Below are 16,272 nucleotides of genomic sequence, written 5' to 3' on the forward strand. Positions count from 1 at the left end.
CATTTCACCCATTCGTCACCCATAGGGACGACCTCGGGCCAGCAGGAGCGACCACCGGTGAGCAGGACGACCATCTCGGAGCACGCTGAGGTACGGGGGCCGGAGGGCGGGGAGGACACCGGAACGGCCCACGGCGGCGGGTTCTCCCGGGCGTTGCGCGGCGTCGCGCTCGCCGTCGCCGCCTGCGCCGGGGCGCTGCTCTCGGCCGGCGCCTTCCTCGGCCTCTCCGTGCGCCCCACGTCCGACGACTGGTGTGCGCTCTGGAAGGCCCGGGACATGGGCGTCCTGGGCATCACCGCGGACTTCTACCTCACCCAGAACGGGCGCGTCACCAACGCGTTCCTGACCGGCCTGCTCTACTCCGACGACATGCGGGGGCCGAAGCTGCTGCCCGCCTTCCTCGTGGTCGCGCTCGGCCTCGCGCTGTTCCTCCTCGGCCGGGCGGCGCTGCGCGCGCTGCGCCCCGCCACGCGAGCGGGCGAGGAGCCCGTCGTCCCGCTCCTGGCCGCGGTGGCGCTCCTCTCCGCCCTGCTGTTCTTCGCCGGCACCCGCTCGTACCAGGTACTGCTCTGGGCGCCGGCCACGATCTCCCACACCCTGCCGAGCGCGATCGGCCTCTGGGCCGTGCTCGGTGCTGTGCGGGCCGTGCGCGGCGGCGTGCGGTGGGCCAAGACCGCGGCGGTCGTGTCGGCGCTCCTGGTCGGGGTGGTGGTAGGCATGCTGAGCGAGCCGTTCACGCTGGTGGCCGGGCTCTTCGCGGTCTCCGTGGGCCTCGTGTGCCTGCCCCGGTTCGGCTGGGCGCGCGACCGGTACGTGTCCACCTGGTGCGCGGCGGCCTGCCTCGGGCTCCTCGTCGGTCTCATCCTCCTCTCCACCTCACCGGGCGCGCGCTGGCGGCGGGCCCAGCACCCGCAGGAGCCGCTGACGGCGGAGCGGATCGGGGAGACCTTCCACGACTGGTGGCGCCTCTGGCAGACGGTCGGCGGCCAGTGGGCGTACCTGGGGGCACTCGCCGTCGGCGCGCTGCTCGGTCTGGCGCTGGCCGCCGGGCCGCGGCGGGGCGACGGAGTCCCGGACACCCACCGGAGCCCGGCGGGAGACGCCGACCGGGCCGCCTCCGGGCTCCCCCCACGGGCGCTGTTCCGGGTGGTGGTGCTTCTGCCGCTGCCGCTGATCGCCCTCGCGAGCCTGGCCGTCGTCTTCGGGCTGCGCGGCGGATACGGAGCCGTCGGCTGGACGTACGGCCGCACCTGGACGAGCTTCCTGTTGCCGCTGCTGCTCGTCCTCTGCGCGTACGGGGCCTGGGGCGGCCATGCCCTCGGGCGGCGCGTCCTGGTGCCCACGCGCCCCGCCGCACGCGCCGCCGCGCTCGTCGCGGTCGGCGCGGTCGCCCTCGGCAGCGCGGTCGCCCTGGTGCAGCCGGTGTACGCGCTGAGCACGAGCACGGTGGTGCGCGCCGCGGCCTGGGACCGGCAGAACGCCCGCATCCGGGAGGAGGCGGCGGCCGGCGTGCGGGACGTCACGTACCGCCCGCTCCTGATCGGCGGCCTCACCGAACCGCTCTTCGCGTCCTCGTACGCGCGGGACTGGGCGGCGCAGTGCACGGCCAGGTACTACCGCGTGGACCGCATCCACCGCCCCTGAGGGCCCTTCCTGGGCTCCCGGCCCCCGGCAGGAAGCTCCGAGGCACTCCGATACCGGAAGCCCCGGGCACACCGACGCGGGAAGCCCCCGGGCACACCGATGCGGGAAGCCCCGGGCACGCGGAGCCAGAAGCCCGGGCACGCCGGAGCGGGGTGCCCCGGAACCGGGGCACCCCGCTCTACGGACGTCGTCCGTGTCAGACGGTCGCGCGCACCGCGCGGTTCGCGCTCCAGCCCTCCCAGGCCGAGCTGATCATGGCGCGGACGTCGTGCTGCGCCTTCCAGCCCAGCTCCGACTGGATGCGCGCCGCCGAAGCCACCACACGGGCCGGGTCGCCGGGCCGGCGCGGGGTGACCAGGGGCTCGACGCTGTGACCGGTGATCTCGTTGATGAGGTCCACCATCTCGCGCACCGACACGCCCTCGCCGCGCCCGATGTTCAGCGTCAGCGTGGCCGTCTCGCCGGCCTCGCCCGCCGCCGCGAGCGCGCGGGCCGCGGCCAGGTGCGCGTCCGCGATGTCGGCGACGTGGATGTAGTCACGGATGCAGGTGCCGTCCGGCGTCGGGTAGTCGTCACCGAAGATGCGCGGGGACTCGCCGGCGTCGAGGCGCTCGAAGACCATCGGCACCAGGTTGAAGACACCGGTGTCGGCGAGCTCGGGGGCCGCCGCGCCCGCCACGTTGAAGTACCGCAGGCAGGCCGTGGACAGGCCGTGTGCCTGACCGACGGCGCGCGCCATCCACTCACCGACCAGCTTGGTCTCGCCGTAGGGGCTGAGGGGCAGGCACTCGGTGTCCTCGGTGACGAGGTCCACGTCGGGCATGCCGTAGACGGAGGCGGAGGAGGAGAAGAGGAAGCTCTTCACGCCCGCCGAGGCCGCCGCGTCGAGGATCGTCTGCAGACCCGTCACGTTCTCGCGGTAGTAGAACAGCGGCTGCTCGACCGACTCGCCGACCTGCTTCTTCGCGGCCAGGTGGACGATGCCCTTGACCTCGTGCTCGCGGAGCACGCGGTCGAGGAACTCGCGGTCGAGGACCGTGCCCTGTTCGAGGACGACGCCCGTGGGGATGCGCGCCGGGTTGCCGGTGCTGAGGTCGTCGACCACGACGACACGCTCGCCGCCCTCGGTCATTGCTTTGACGACGTGGGAACCGATGTATCCGGCGCCGCCGGTGATGAGCCAGGTCATTCCGACAGTGTAGTCACAGCCTCCGGAGCCCCCCGGCGGGTCGGGCCGTGGCCCCGGACACGCGCGAGCCCCGCCCTGACGCGTGGTCGGGGCGGGGCTCGGACGGCCGTTCTCCCGCGGGGTCTAGCGCTCGATCTCCTCGAACGCCGCCTCCCACTGGTCGAGGACGTGCGGCAGCGCCAGGTGCGCGACGTGCTCGCGCCCCGCCCTGCCGTACCTCTGGCGCATCGCGCCGTCGTCCATCAGCTCACCGAGCGCCGCGGCGAGCGCCGGCACGTCGGCCGGCGGCACCAGGGTGCCGGAGACGCCGTCGGCGACGAGCTCCCGGACACCGCCCGAGACGTCGAAGCTCACACACGGCACACCGCAGGCGGCGGCCTCGGCCAACGCCATCGGACGGCCCTCGCGCTCACTGCTGATCGCGACGATGGACAGCTCGCGGTAGGCGGCCGCCATGTCCTGGGCCGTGCCCCGGAAGACGACCTGGTCGGCGACGCCCAGGTCCTCGGCGCGCATCCGCAGCTCGCCCTCCAGCGGGCCCTCGCCGAAGAGGTGCAGCTCCCAGCCGTCACGCCCCTTGTGCGCCTGCGCGAAGGCCTCGATCATCCGGTCGTACCGCTTGATCGGGTCGAGCCGGCCGACCGCGCCGATCTTGCGGGTGTCGAGCGGGGCCAGCTCGTCCGGGTAGAACGGCAGCGGGTTCGGCATGACCCGCACGTTCGGCACGCGCTGGTTGACGAACTCGACCGCGTCGCCCTCGGAGAGCACCAGGGTCTGCTCCAGCCTCGGGTAGTGACGCCGGATCAGGCCCAGGTTGGCGCTCCGCTTCGCCTGCGCGAAGGACTCGTGGTACTGGCCGATGCCCTTGAGGTGACCCCACTTCAGCGGCATGACCCAGTCCACGGCCCACGGCGAGCCGAAGACGATGTAGCCGTTCTCGACCTCGGCGAGCTTCCGCTCGAACTCCGCCCGCGCGTTGTCGCGGTCGGCCCGGGCGCGTCGCGCGTCGGCGCGGCGGGCCAGGCTGATCCGGTCGCCGACCGTGCGCACGGGCGGCTTGGGCTCGGAGGGCGCCGGGTAGAGCGTCGAGTGCCGGTACGCGCGCGTGGCGTTGTACGGGAACGGCTCCGGGCTCGGCCGGATGCCGATCAGCTCGACGCGGTGGCCGCGCTCCCCCATGCCCTGGGCGAGGGTGTGCAGCACCCGCTGGGATCCACCCATCGAGTCGACGTCGATGCCGACGAAGAACACGTTGCGGACAGGGGAGGCCTCAGTCATGGGTGCCGCCTTCGAAAAAAGCATCGACCACCATCTTGCTGGCGTGGCCGGTCTCGTACGAGCAGAACATTTCCTGGAAGCGCGCGTACCGCTGCGCGTGGCGCTCCTGGGTGCCCTCGAGGTCCCGCACGACGGCGGCGAGGTCCTCGGTGGTCGTCACCATCGGCCCGGGCGCGATGTCCTCGAGGTCGTAGTACGTGCCACGGTCGCCGCCCTTGTACGCCTCGTAGTCGTCCGTGTAGAGGACGATCGGGCGGCCGGTGTTGGCGTAGTCGAACATCAGCGACGAGTAGTCCGTGAGGACCGCGTCCGAGGCCAGCATCACGTCGTTGATGTCGGCGAAGGAGGAGCCGTCGCGCAGGAAGTGGCCCAGCTCCGGGGCGATCTTGAAGCGGTCGTACGGGTGGGTCCGCACGACGATGATCCACTCGTCGGAGAGGTGGGGGGCGAGCGCCTCGAAGTCCACGCGCACCGACTGGCCGGTGCGGCGGGCCGCGTCCCGGAAGGTCGGGGCGTAGAGCAGCACCTTCTTGTCGGCGGGGATGTTCAGGGCCTCGCGGACGGCGGCGGCCCTGGCCTTCTGCTCGGGCTCGGCCCAGCGCACCAGCACGTCGTTGCGCGGGTAGCCGGAGCGGATCAGGTCGGCCGACACCTCGAAGGCCGGGACGAAGGTGCGCTCGAACTCGGCGCTCGGGCAGACGAGCGCGTCCCAGCGGCCGACGGCGGCGCGGAAGCGCCCCTTCTCGATGTCCGACGCGCCCCGCAGCGAGGGCACGTCGAAGCCCATCGCCTTGAAGGTCTGGCCGTGCCAGGTCTGGAGGTACCGGGTGCCCTTGGGCTTCGGGTACAGGTACGGCAGGTTGTGCGAGTCGACCCAGTAGGTGGCGCGGGCCAGGGCGCGTCCGTAGGCGAAGCTGCCGCGCCTGACGAGGGTGACGTCCTCGGGGAAGGACGAGCGGTCACCGGAGTACGACCAGATGACGTCGATCGGCAGGTTCCGGCGCTTGAGCTCCTCGTAGATGTAGCGCGGGCTGTCCGCGTAGCCGCGGCCCTCCAGCGCCTCGAACACGGCAAGGCTGCGCTTGCGCGGGAGCTTGGACACGGCGTCGTACGCGGTGGCCTTGCCCTCGTTGCCGACGAGGATCTTCCTGACCTTGCCGACCTTGCCCTTGGCCTTGCGGGCGTAGGGGCCGAGCGGTTCGAGGGACTTCAGGACACCGGAGCGCTGCCAGGTGACCTCGAGGCGTCCGGCGCCCTTCTGCTCCGCCTTGATGCGGAGGTGGTGGATGCCGAACTTGTGGTACGTGACGGTGGCACGGAAGTCGGGCTGGTCGTGCTTGGCCAGCAGGATGTCCGTACGGCGGGCTCCGTCGCGCTCCAGGGAGACCACCGGGTGGCGGCGGGTCGCCACGCCGACCTTGCCTACGGGGACCTTGCGGAAGTCGAGCGCGGCCTTGGAGACGTACTGTCCTTCGCCCTCCGGGTGGAGGGTCAGGGGCACCGTGAGCGGCGTCTTGTGCGCGGCGAGCTTCACCGAGGCCTGGGTGCCCTCGGTGATCAGACCGGCCGGGTCGTAGGTGCGGATCTCCAGGTGCAGGACCGGGCCCCGCATCGAGACGGAGGTCAGCTCGTGCCGGATGCGGCCGGTGGCGAGCACCTGCTCGCGCATGTACCACTCGCTGATGTCGAGCTCGCTGCGGCTCGTGTCGTCGGTGGGGGCGACGGCGCCCCAGTAGGTGACCTCGCCCTCGTCCGTCACGAAGCGCGGGGCGAGCTGCGGCCGGCCCAGCTGGCGGGCGGCGACCTGGAGGTCGTCGAGGCGGCCGGTGCGCAGCAGGTGGATGCAGATGCGCTCTTCGCGGGAGAGCCGGGCGTAGGTCTCGTCGGAGATCTCGTCCAGGTACGGGTTGACCACGTCGGCGAACTCGGCGACCCAGTCGGCGTCGCGGAACGGCAGGTCGCCCAGGTACAGCCGGAAGTCGTGGCGGAGGAACTTGTAGTCCTTCTCCGCGCGCAGCTCCCCGCGGCCGTTCTCCTCGAACCAGGTGTCGATGAGCCGGGCCACGCCGATGCGGTCCGCGACGTTCTGGATCTTGTGCCGGCTGGAGGAGATGGAGACGCTCTCGGGCGCCAGTCGCCAGGTGTAGACCGACCACGGGACGACGGCGAAGGTCTCCGCGAGCGAGAACGCCTGCGCGGAGAACAGCTGGTCCTCGTAGTGGATGCCCTCGGGGAAGGTGAGGGCGTTGTCCCGGATGAAGGCGGTCCGGTAGAGCTTGTTCGTCGACAGGTGGTCGAAGAAGTACTCGGGGCGCTCGGCGATGCCGTTCACGACCCGCTTCTCGGTGAAGAGGTGCGGGTACCAGAGGCCGGTGGTGTTCGACTCCTCGAAGAGGCGGGTCACCTCGCCGGTGACGAAGTCGACGCCGGTCTCCTCGGCGACGAGCAGCAGGCTCTTGCAGGCGTGGCGGGGCAGCTCGTCGTCGCTGTCCAGGAACATGACGTACGGCGCGCGCGCGACCGCGATGCCGCGGTTGCGGGGCGCGCTGCAGCCACCACTGTTCTGCTCGAGCCGCACGTAGCGCACGCGCGGGTCGGAGGCCTCCAGAGAACGCGCGACGCGCTCGGTGCCATCGGTCGAACAGTCGTCGGCGATGATCACTTCGAGGTTGTTCAGGGTCTGGTCGAGAAGTGACCGAACCGCTCGCGGGAGCCGTTCCTCATCGTTGTAGACGATGACGACGACGCTCACATCAGGGACGTCGCTAGTCGGCATCCAAGTCCTCTCACAAGTGCGTGCGGCAACATCCGGCACGCGTTCCGGCCAGGCGCGGCGCTGCCTGCGCCATGGTCAATGGCGCGCTACTGCCTTCAGTGGTGAAGGGTGCCGCCCGCATGTTCGAGGAGCGCCACCCGGCGACCGGAAAGATTACCCGGCAGGAGGAATTGTTCCATACCTGCTCTCCCGGACCTTCGGTGATGTTCACCGCATCGCAAAGAGCCTCTTGAAGCGGCCCGACATGACCTGACGGGCACCGACCGCGCCGCCGGCGAACCGCAGGACGAGGCCCCGCCGCGCCGAGGCGACCACCTGGACGAGCAGCACCCGGCCCAGCCGCCCGAGGACCATGCCACGCCGGCCCGCGAACCCCTGCGGGGCCCTGACCTCGGCGTTCCCGGTCGATCCGTCCGCGTACCGCAGCTCGGCACGGAGCGACCACGCGGCGAGCCGGCCCGCGCGGAGCAGCTTCGCGGTCGGCAGTGACACGGTGGCGGTCCAGCCCTCCGCCATGGGGAGCAGCGGCGTGTCGGCCGTCAGCTCGTCCGCGGAGACCCGCTCGGTGAACACGACCCGTACGGCGACGGGGCCGAGTGCGGCGACACGCCCGTACAGGTCGTGGACGGTCAGGGTCAGCCGGGTCGACGCGCCGACGGTCACGGAGCCGTCCACGGCGACGGGCAGCTCGGCCGGCGCGAGCGCGGCGAGACCCTCCAGGGGTACGTCGGCGGGGGCGGCGGCCAGGACGGGCGTGCCGTCCTCGGCGCTCGGGTACGGGGGCACCAGCCGGGGCCGGGGCGCGGCCAGCTCGACGAACCGGGTCAGCTCCGCTCCCCCGGGCACGGCGGGGAGCGCGGTGAGCGCGGCGTGCAGCCACCGGGACGGAGCCTGGGCGTCGGCGACCGCGGCGGCCTCGAAGCCAGCCAGGTGGGCGCGGGTGACCGTCCACCAGTCGGCGCGGTAGGCGGCGGTGCGCTGCGGCAGCTCGCGCAGGTACATGGGGAGGTCGTAGTCGAGGAACTTCGTCTGCGCGGCCTGGGCGAGCGCGGGCCGGCCCGCCGTGCGGAACACGTCGACGACGGCGGCGTGGGCGGCGATCCGGTGCTCCCAGTTGGCCAGGGAGGCGCGGCGCAGCGAGATCGAGAGGGTCGCGGCCTGCCGCCGCACGTGCCACACGTACACGGGCACGTCGGTGACGGCGAGCCGGGGGGCGGCCGCCTGCACCCGGGCGCTGAAGACGAAGTCCTCGTAGTGGAAGGCGCCGTCGGGGAAGCGGATGGCGTGCCGGTCGAGGAAGTCGCGGCGGTACAGCTTGTTCACGGAGAGGGTGTCGAGGACGAACTCCGGGTGCTTCTCGACGCCGTCGAGGACCGTGCCGGGAAGCGTGGCGCCCTGGGACACGTCGTACAGCGTGGGCGCCCAGACGGTCTCGCGGCCCTCGGGGAGCTCGCGCCGGACGCAGACGCCGGCGACGACGTCGGCCCGCTGCTCGGTGGCGACGGCGAGGAGTCCGTCGACGGCCCCGGGCAGCAGCAGGTCGTCGCTGTCGAGGAACAGGACGTAGGGGTGGACGGCGGCGTCGACGCCGTCGTTGCGGGGGGTGCCGCAGCCGCCGCTGTTCTCCCGGCGGATCACCGGCCGCACCCGTGGTTCGTCGGCGAATCCGGCGAGCACCTCGGGGGTCGTGTCCCCGGAGGCGTCGTCGACGACGACGACCTCACCGACCGCCTCGCCCTGGGCGAGAGCGGAACGGACGGCGTCGCCGACGTGCGCCGCGTCGTTGTACGCGATGACGACGACACTGACGCGCGCGGGGGCCTGCGGCCGGGGGGTCTCACTCACCCGTGAATCCTACGTGCCCTCCGGACGGCCTCCGGGTGGCCGGAGCGCGCACGGAGACGGCCGGGCACCCGAGGGTGCCCGGCCGTGTGAACGCCGACGGCGGCCGGTTCCCACGCCGTCCGCCCCGGGAAGCCGGGGACGGCCCGTGAGCGCCGGCCGACGCTGTTAGAACGGGTCGAACTCGTCGAACTCGCGCTGCGCGTCGTCCCGCTCCGCCTCGCGGTCGCGGCGACGCTGCGCCGCCGGACGCGGGGCTTCGAGACGGTGGTCCTCGCCACGGCGGCCGAGCATCTCGGCGCCGGCCATCATCGAGGGCTCCCAGTCGAAGACGACCGCGTTCTCCTCGGAGCCGATCGCGACGCCGTCGCCCGCGCGGGCACCGGCCTTCATCAGCTGGTCCTCGACGCCGAGGCGGTTGAGGCGGTCGGCCAGGTAGCCCACGGCCTCGTCGTTGCTGAAGTCGGTCTGGCGGACCCAGCGCTCCGGCTTCTCGCCGCGCACCCGGTACACCTCCTCGGCCTCGTCGTACGTGACCGTGAAGCCCGCGTCGTCGACGGCCTTCGGGCGGATGACGATACGGGTCGCCTCCTCCTGCGGCTTGGCGGCGCGCGCCTCGGAGACGATGCCGGCGAGGGCGAAGGAGAGCTCCTTGAGGCCGAGCCGGGCCACGGCGGAGACCTCGAACACCTGGTAGCCGCGCTCCTCCAGGTCCGGGCGGATCATGTCCGCGAGGTCCTGGCCGTCGGGGATGTCGACCTTGTTGAGGACGACGATCCGGGGCCGGTCCTCCAGGCCGCCGTACTGCCGGAGCTCCTCCTCGATGATGTCGAGGTCGGTGACCGGGTCCCGGTCGGACTCCAGCGTCGCGGTGTCCAGGACGTGCACCAGGACCGAGCAGCGCTCGACGTGGCGCAGGAACTCCAGGCCCAGGCCGCGGCCCTGGCTCGCGCCCGGGATCAGACCCGGCACGTCGGCGATCGTGTACACGGTCGAACCGGCCGTGACGACGCCCAGGTTGGGCACGAGGGTGGTGAAGGGGTAGTCCGCGATCTTCGGCTTGGCGGCCGAGAGGACCGAGATGAGCGAGGACTTGCCGGCGCTCGGGTAGCCGACGAGGGCCACGTCGGCGACGGTCTTCAGCTCCAGGACGATGTCCCGCGCCTCGCCGGGCTCGCCGAGGAGCGCGAAGCCGGGGGCCTTGCGGCGCGCCGAGGACAGCGCGGCGTTGCCGAGGCCGCCGCGGCCGCCCTGGCCCGCGACGAAGGTGGTGCCCTGGCCGACCAGGTCGGCGAGGACGTTGCCCTGCTTGTCGAGGACGACGGTGCCGTCGGGCACGGTCAGGACCAGGTCCTGGCCGTCCTTGCCGGAGCGGTTGTCACCGGCGCCGGGCTGCCCGTTGGTCGCCTTGCGGTGGGGCGAGTGGTGGTATTCGAGGAGCGTGGTGACGGCCTGGTCGACGACCAGGGTCACATCGCCGCCACGGCCGCCGTTGCCGCCGTCGGGTCCGCCGAGCGGCTTGAACTTCTCCCGGTGAACGGAGGCGCAGCCGTGGCCTCCGTTACCCGCGGCGACATGCAGCTCGACGCGGTCCACGAAGGTGGTCATGGTTCTGTGCCTCCAGTTACTTCTGGGTGGAATGTCTATCTAGTAACACGCGAAAGGCGGACCCGCTTCCCGTCCGGGAAGTGAGGTCCGCCTCCGCAAAGATCCGATCAGGCGACCGGAACGATGTTCACGACCTTGCGGCCACGGTGGGTGCCGAACTGCACCGAACCGGCCTGCAGGGCGAACAGCGTGTCGTCGCCGCCACGGCCGACGCCCGCGCCGGGGTGGAAGTGGGTGCCACGCTGGCGGATCAGGATCTCACCCGCGTTGACGACCTGACCGCCGAAGCGCTTCACGCCGAGCCGCTGGGCATTGGAGTCGCGCCCGTTCCGGGTGGACGATGCGCCCTTCTTGTGTGCCATGTCTCAGTCCCTCTTACTTCGCAGCCGCGGGGATACCGGTGACCTTGATCGCCGTGTACTGCTGACGGTGACCCTGGCGACGGCGGTAGCCGGTCTTGTTCTTGTAGCGCAGGATGTCGATCTTGGCGCCCTTGTGGTGGTCCACGACCTCGGCCGTGACCTTGATGCCGGCCAGGACCCACGGGTCGCTGGTCACGGCGTCGCCGTCGACAACGAGCAGGGTCGAGAGCTCGACCGTGTCGCCAACCTTGGCAGTGGAAATCTTGTCAACCTCAACGATGTCGCCGACAGCAACCTTGTGCTGGCGACCACCGCTGCGCACGATGGCGTACACGCGGATCTCTCTCTCACTCGGGATCGAAACCTCTGAAGCCAGCCGCTCACACGGACCCGAGGGCCCGCGGCGTTCCGGAATCGGACGAGCGGCCTCTCCCGACGAGCGGGAGGGAGGTGCTCAGAGGCGCGGCGCGCCGATAGACACGCCGACGGTCTAGGTTACGGGCGGCTGCCACGGAGGGTCAAATTCGCCCGAGCGGTGCGGGCCGCCCCCGTCCCACGGAGGCGGCCCGCACCCGCCGGTCAGTCCTGGGCGGGGGCGGCGGTCTTCTCCGCCGCCTTCTTCGCCGGGGCCTTCTTGGCGGTGGTCTTCTTCGCCGCGGTCTTCTTGGTCGCCGCCGTCTTCTTGGTGGCGACCTTCTTGGCCGTGGCCTTCTTCGCCGCGGTCTTGCGCGCCGCCGTCTTCTTGACGGGGGCGGGCTCGGCCTCGTCGGCGGGCTGGGCCTCGGTCGGCGCGTCGGCGGCCTCGGCCGGAGCCGTGGTCACCACGACGACGGCGGCCTCCTCGGCGCCCGAGGGCGAACCGGCGGGCGCGGTGGCCTTGCGGACCACCCGGCGGCGGGCACGCGGCGGGGCGGCCACGGGGGCCTCCTCGACGACGGGCTCGGCGACCGGCTCCACGACCGGCTCCGGCGCGGCCTCGACGACCGGCTCGGCGGCGACCGGCTCGGTCACGACCGGCTCGACGACGACGGTCGGCTCGGCGGCCGGCTCCGTGGTCGACACGACCGGGGAGGTCGCCCGGCGCGTGGCACGGCGACGGCCGCGCGGGGCCGGGGCCGTGGTCTCCTCGGCCACCGGCTCGGCGACCGGCTCGGGCGCCACGGCGGGCTCCTCGGCCGCGACCGGCTCCGGCTCCACGACCGGCTCCGGCGCCGCGACGGGCTGCGGCTTCGCCTCGAACTCGACCGACTCGGTCTCCACGACCGGCCGGGCGGCGGCCGGCGCGGACACCCTACGGGTGGCCCGACGACGGCCACGACCGCGCGTGGCGGCGGCCTCGGCCTCGGCGACGGAGCCGTACAGCTCCTCGTCGGCGGCGATCGGCTCGGGCAGGGCCACCGGGGCGGCCAGCTCGGCGGCGACCTCGGCCTCGGTCTCGACCAGGGTCTCGACGTCGGTCTCGGGGGCCTCGGCGTGCTCGTGCTCGTGCTCGTGGACGTGCTCGGCTCCGCCGCGGCCGCGCTTCTTCGAGCGCTTGCCGCCGCCACCGCCACCGGCGGTGGTCGGCTGCTCCATGTGCACGATGACACCGCGGCCGTTGCAGTGGACGCAGGTCTCGGAGAAGGACTCCAGGAGGCCCTGGCCGACCCGCTTGCGGGTCATCTGGACCAGACCCAGCGAGGTGACCTCGGCCACCTGGTGCTTGGTCCGGTCACGGCCAAGGCACTCCAGGAGGCGGCGCAGCACCAGGTCGCGGTTGGACTCCAGGACCATGTCGATGAAGTCGATGACGACGATGCCGCCGAGGTCGCGCAGCCGCAGCTGACGGACGATCTCCTCGGCCGCTTCGAGGTTGTTCCTCGTCACGGTCTCCTCGAGGTTGCCGCCCTGGCCGGTGAACTTGCCGGTGTTGACGTCGACGACGATCATCGCCTCGGTCTTGTCGATCACCAGCGAGCCGCCGCTCGGCAGCCAGACCTTGCGGTCCAGCGCCTTCATGAGCTGCTCGTCGATCCGGTACGTCGCGAAGACGTCGACCTCGCTCGTCCACCTGGACAGGCGGTCGGTCAGGTCCGGGGCGACGTGGTGGACGTACCCGTGGATGGTCTCCCACGCTTCGTCACCGCTGACGATGACCTTGGAGAAGTCCTCGTTGAAGATGTCGCGGACGACCCGGACGGTCATGTCCGGCTCGCCGTAGAGCAGCGTCGGGGCGTTGCCGCTCTTGGCCTTCTTCTGGATGTCCTCCCACTGCGCCTGCAGTCGCTCGACGTCGCGGCGCAGCTCGTCCTCGCTCGCGCCCTCGGCGGCGGTGCGCACGATGACGCCCGCGTCCTCGGGGACGATCTTCTTGAGGATGGTCTTGAGGCGGGCGCGCTCGGTGTCCGGGAGCTTGCGGCTGATGCCGGTCATCGAGCCCTCGGGCACGTACACGAGGTAGCGGCCGGGCAGCGAGACCTGGCTGGTCAGGCGGGCGCCCTTGTGGCCGATGGGGTCCTTCGTCACCTGGACGAGGACCGACTGGCCGGACTTGAGGGCGGTCTCGATGCGGCGCGGGCCGTTGCCCATGCCGAGGGCCTCGAAGTTGACCTCGCCGGCGTACAGGACGGCGTTGCGGCCCTTGCCGATGTCGACGAAGGCGGCCTCCATGGACGGCAGCACGTTCTGGACCTTGCCCAGGTAGACGTTGCCGACGTACGAGGTGGCCTGCTCCTTGTTGACGTAGTGCTCGACGAGCACGTTGTCTTCCAGGACGCCGATCTGGGTGCGCTCGCCGTTCTGGCGGACGACCATGACGCGCTCGACGGCCTCGCGGCGGGCGAGGAACTCGGCCTCGGTGATGATCGGGACGCGGCGGCGGCCCTGCTCGCGGCCCTCGCGGCGGCGCTGCTTCTTGGCCTCCAGGCGGGTCGAGCCCTTGATGGACTGGACCTCGTCGGCCCCGGTGCCGGGCTCGGCCTTCTCGCGGGCCGGGCGGGGCTCGCGGACCTTGACGACCGTACGGACGCCCTCCTCGTCGGCGCCCTCGACGTCGGCGGCGGCGTCCCCGCTGCGACGGCGGCGGCGACGGCGACGGCGGGAGCTGCTGGAGCCGCCGGAGAAGGCCTCGGCCTCGTCCTGCTCCTCGTCGTGCTCCTCGGTCTCGTCGGTGTCCTCGGACTCGTCGGAGCGCGGCTCCTCGCCCTCCTCGGTCTCCTCGACCTCGGTGAGCTCGCCGCGACGGCGGCGACGGCCACCACGGCGGCGACGGCGGGACGGACGGTCCTCGTACTCGTCCGTCTCGTCGGACTCCTCGGCCTCGTCGGCCGCGGCCTCGACCTCGGGCTCGTCGGCGACGGTGGCCGGGACGGGCTCGACGGCGACGGGCTCGCCACGGCGACGGCGGCGACGGCGGGAGCCGGTCTCGGCGCGCTCGGCGGGCTCGGGGGCCTCCACGGCCTCGGCCTCGACGGTCTCGGCCGTCTCGTCGGCCTCGGTCAGCTCCTCGTCCTCCGGCTCCGCCACGACGGCGGCGGCGGCCGCGGCGGCGGTCTCCGGGGTCTGGAACATCGGCTCGGTGAAGACCGGGGCCTGGAAGACGGCGACGGAGGGACGCGCGGCGCGGCGCGGCTCGCGGGCCGGGGCCGGCTCGGCGGTGAACTGCGGGGAGGTCGCGCGGCGGCGGCCGCGGCCACGGGTGGCGGCGGTCTCGGCGGCGGTGACCTCGGCCTCGTCGGCGGCGATCTGCGCGACGGCGGCCGCGGGGAGCGACTCGCCGGCGGCCTCGGGGGCGGCGGCCTCAGGGGCGGCAGCGGCCTCGGTGGTCGCCTCGGGCGAGGTGGCCTTGCGGGTGGCGCGGCGGCGGGTGCGCGGGGCGGGCGCGGCGGTCTCCTCCGCGGCCTCGGCGGCCTCGGCGGCCGGCTCGGCGGCGGGGGCCGGGGCCACGGGCTCCTCGGCGGCGGGCGCGCCGGCCGGGGCGGTGGCCTTACGGGTGGCCCGGCGGCGGGTGCGGGCCGGCGGCGCGGCCTCGGGGGCCTCCTCCGCGACGGCCTCGGCGGCCACGGCCTGCGCGGGCTCCGCGGCCTCCTGGCTCTCCTCGGCGGCGGCCGGAGAGGTCACCGGCGAGGTGGCCTTGCGGGTGGCGCGGCGGCGCGGACGGGCGGGAGCGGCCTCGGGGGCCTCCTCCGCGGCCTCGGCCACGGCGGCGGTCTCCACGACCGGCTCCGGGGTCTCGGCCGGCGCGGTGGTCTCCGCGGCGGGCGCGGTGGCCTTGCGGGTGGCCCGGCGGCGGGTCCGCGGCGCGGGTGCGGCCTCGGCCTCGGGGGCCGGGGCGGTCTCCACGGCGGGGGCCGGGGCCTCCGCGGTCTCGGCGGAACCGGTGGCCTCGCCCGTCACCGGCGGACCGGCGGGGCGGGAAGCGGCGCGGCGCCTGCGGCGCGGCGGCAGCTTGTCACCGGGGGCGGTGGTGTCTTCGTTGGACTCGAGCATGCGGGGTTCTCCCGTCACGCTCCCGGGCGCCGCGCCTGGTTCCGGTCCGGCGGCACGGTCGCGCCTGTGGCGCGGTGCCGCCGTCCGGGGCGCGGGCGCCGCACGGGAGCTCTATGTCTGGCTCGCCGGTTCCGTACGCCCTGTGCGGACGGCCTGGCGAAAGTCTTCTGGTCTGTGCGCGGCCCGACCCAGGTGGCTCCCGAGTACCAGGGCTGCGCTACGACGACCGCTCCTTACGCGATGCCGGCACCCGGCGCCGTCGCAGAGGCGGTCGCGGCGGCCGTGGTTGATGCGGCCGTGACTGCCTCGCGGTCGGGCGCGAGCGGGTCGGTCACCGTGCCGGACTCCTCGTCGAAGAGCCCCTGCGCCAGCCTGGTCACCGCTGCGGGGACCGGCGGCGCCAGGTCGGCCACAGCTCGGAGACCGGACAGGACGTCGTCGGGTCGCACGGCAGGTGTCACGTGCCGAACAACCAGCCGCAGTATCGCACAGGCGCTGTCCAGCGGCCTATCACCCTGGGGATCACCCGGGGGGCGGGTCGCCGTCAGCTCGGTGACCGCGGAACGGGCGTCGAAGGTGCGGACGCCGTTCTTGGTCTTGCGCTGTACTTCCACGGTCTCGGCCGCGAGAAACGCCTCGGTGGCCTTCCGCGCGTCCTCGACGTCGACGCCTTCGAGTCGCAGCTCCCACACGGAGGCGGTGAGCCGGTCGGCGAGGCCCGAGGTCCGGGCCTCGACGGCGTCGGTGATGTCGAGGCCGGCCGGGAGGGACTCGTCGAGCAGGACCCGCAGCGTCTCCGGGTCGCGTGTCTCGGTGAGGGCGATCTCCAGGTATTCGGCCTCGGAGCCCGTGCCCGTCGGGGCGGCGTTGGCGTACGACACCTTGGGGTGCGGGGTGAAGCCGGCCGAGTACGCCATGGGCACCTCGGCACGGCGCAGGGCGCGCTCGAAGGCGCGCTGGAAGTCACGGTGGCTGGTGAACCGGAGGCGGCCGCGCTTGGTGTAGCGCAGTCGGATGCGCTGCACCGCCGGTGCGGGCGGCGGGCCTTCGGGCTGTCGCTTGCCCAGTGGTTCTTCTCCTCGGTGCGGGGCGACGCTGGTGGCGCC

Annotated in this window: 10 protein-coding genes; 1 reads left to right on the forward strand and 9 read right to left on the reverse strand. The window is 73.1% G+C overall.

Annotation, left to right across the window (positions count from 1 at the left end; all coding sequences use genetic code 11):
• Window positions 1–57 precede the first annotated feature (57 nt).
• Complete coding sequence (locus tag AMK29_RS03670) at window positions 58–1,644, forward strand: DUF6056 family protein (RefSeq protein WP_073807336.1); 1,587 nt, start codon at window positions 58–60, stop codon at window positions 1,642–1,644.
• Between the two features lie 196 nt (window positions 1,645–1,840).
• Here AMK29_RS03670 and galE read toward each other — a convergent pair whose 3' ends face one another.
• From galE to AMK29_RS03715, 9 genes are all read right to left on the reverse strand, one after another.
• On the reverse strand, window positions 1,841–2,833 hold the full coding sequence (gene galE, locus AMK29_RS03675; RefSeq protein WP_073807339.1) for a UDP-glucose 4-epimerase GalE: 993 nt from the start codon (window positions 2,831–2,833) through the stop codon (window positions 1,841–1,843).
• A gap of 123 nt (window positions 2,834–2,956) precedes the next feature.
• On the reverse strand, window positions 2,957–4,111 hold the full coding sequence (locus AMK29_RS03680) for a glycosyltransferase (RefSeq protein WP_073807342.1): 1,155 nt from the start codon (window positions 4,109–4,111) through the stop codon (window positions 2,957–2,959).
• Window positions 4,104–6,887 carry a bifunctional glycosyltransferase/CDP-glycerol:glycerophosphate glycerophosphotransferase gene (locus tag AMK29_RS03685; protein ID WP_073807345.1) on the reverse strand — a complete coding sequence of 928 codons (2,784 nt, stop codon included), beginning with the start codon at window positions 6,885–6,887 and terminating at the stop codon, window positions 4,104–4,106. The genes AMK29_RS03680 and AMK29_RS03685 overlap by 8 nt, the downstream gene beginning before the upstream one ends.
• Before the next feature lie 207 nt (window positions 6,888–7,094).
• On the reverse strand, window positions 7,095–8,732 hold the full coding sequence (locus tag AMK29_RS03690; RefSeq protein ID WP_073807348.1) for a glycosyltransferase: 1,638 nt from the start codon (window positions 8,730–8,732) through the stop codon (window positions 7,095–7,097).
• A 165-nt stretch (window positions 8,733–8,897) separates the two neighbouring features.
• Window positions 8,898–10,337 carry a GTPase ObgE gene (obgE, locus tag AMK29_RS03695; protein WP_073807351.1) on the reverse strand — a complete coding sequence of 480 codons (1,440 nt, stop codon included), beginning with the start codon at window positions 10,335–10,337 and terminating at the stop codon, window positions 8,898–8,900.
• Window positions 10,338–10,444: 107 nt separating this feature from the next.
• Window positions 10,445–10,699 (reverse strand): 50S ribosomal protein L27, encoded by a 255-nt coding sequence (gene rpmA / locus AMK29_RS03700; protein WP_073807354.1) that lies wholly within the window; start codon window positions 10,697–10,699, stop codon window positions 10,445–10,447.
• Window positions 10,700–10,712: 13 nt separating this feature from the next.
• Entirely contained in the window at window positions 10,713–11,033 is a 321-nt protein-coding gene (gene rplU / locus AMK29_RS03705) for a 50S ribosomal protein L21 (protein WP_015033583.1), read from the reverse strand.
• Between the two features lie 245 nt (window positions 11,034–11,278).
• On the reverse strand, window positions 11,279–15,166 hold the full coding sequence (locus tag AMK29_RS03710; RefSeq protein WP_073807356.1) for an Rne/Rng family ribonuclease: 3,888 nt from the start codon (window positions 15,164–15,166) through the stop codon (window positions 11,279–11,281).
• A 233-nt stretch (window positions 15,167–15,399) separates the two neighbouring features.
• A complete protein-coding gene (locus AMK29_RS03715; RefSeq protein ID WP_073807359.1) occupies window positions 15,400–16,191 on the reverse strand; it encodes a TIGR03936 family radical SAM-associated protein in 792 nt (263 codons plus the stop codon).
• Window positions 16,192–16,272: the final 81 nt, after the last annotated feature.

This window comes from Streptomyces sp. CB02261, assembly GCF_001905665.1.
In the GTDB taxonomy this organism is placed as follows: Bacteria; Actinomycetota; Actinomycetes; order Streptomycetales; family Streptomycetaceae; genus Streptomyces.

Coding starts and splice junctions, on each gene's coding strand:
- galE (WP_073807339.1), bottom strand. CDS start 2,833: ATGACCTGGCTCATCACCGGCGGCGCCGGATACATCGGTTCCCACGTC.
- AMK29_RS03680 (WP_073807342.1), bottom strand. CDS start 4,111: ATGACTGAGGCCTCCCCTGTCCGCAACGTGTTCTTCGTCGGCATCGAC.
- AMK29_RS03685 (WP_073807345.1), bottom strand. CDS start 6,887: ATGCCGACTAGCGACGTCCCTGATGTGAGCGTCGTCGTCATCGTCTAC.
- obgE (WP_073807351.1), bottom strand. CDS start 10,337: ATGACCACCTTCGTGGACCGCGTCGAGCTGCATGTCGCCGCGGGTAAC.
- rpmA (WP_073807354.1), bottom strand. CDS start 10,699: ATGGCACACAAGAAGGGCGCATCGTCCACCCGGAACGGGCGCGACTCC.
- AMK29_RS03710 (WP_073807356.1), bottom strand. CDS start 15,166: ATGCTCGAGTCCAACGAAGACACCACCGCCCCCGGTGACAAGCTGCCG.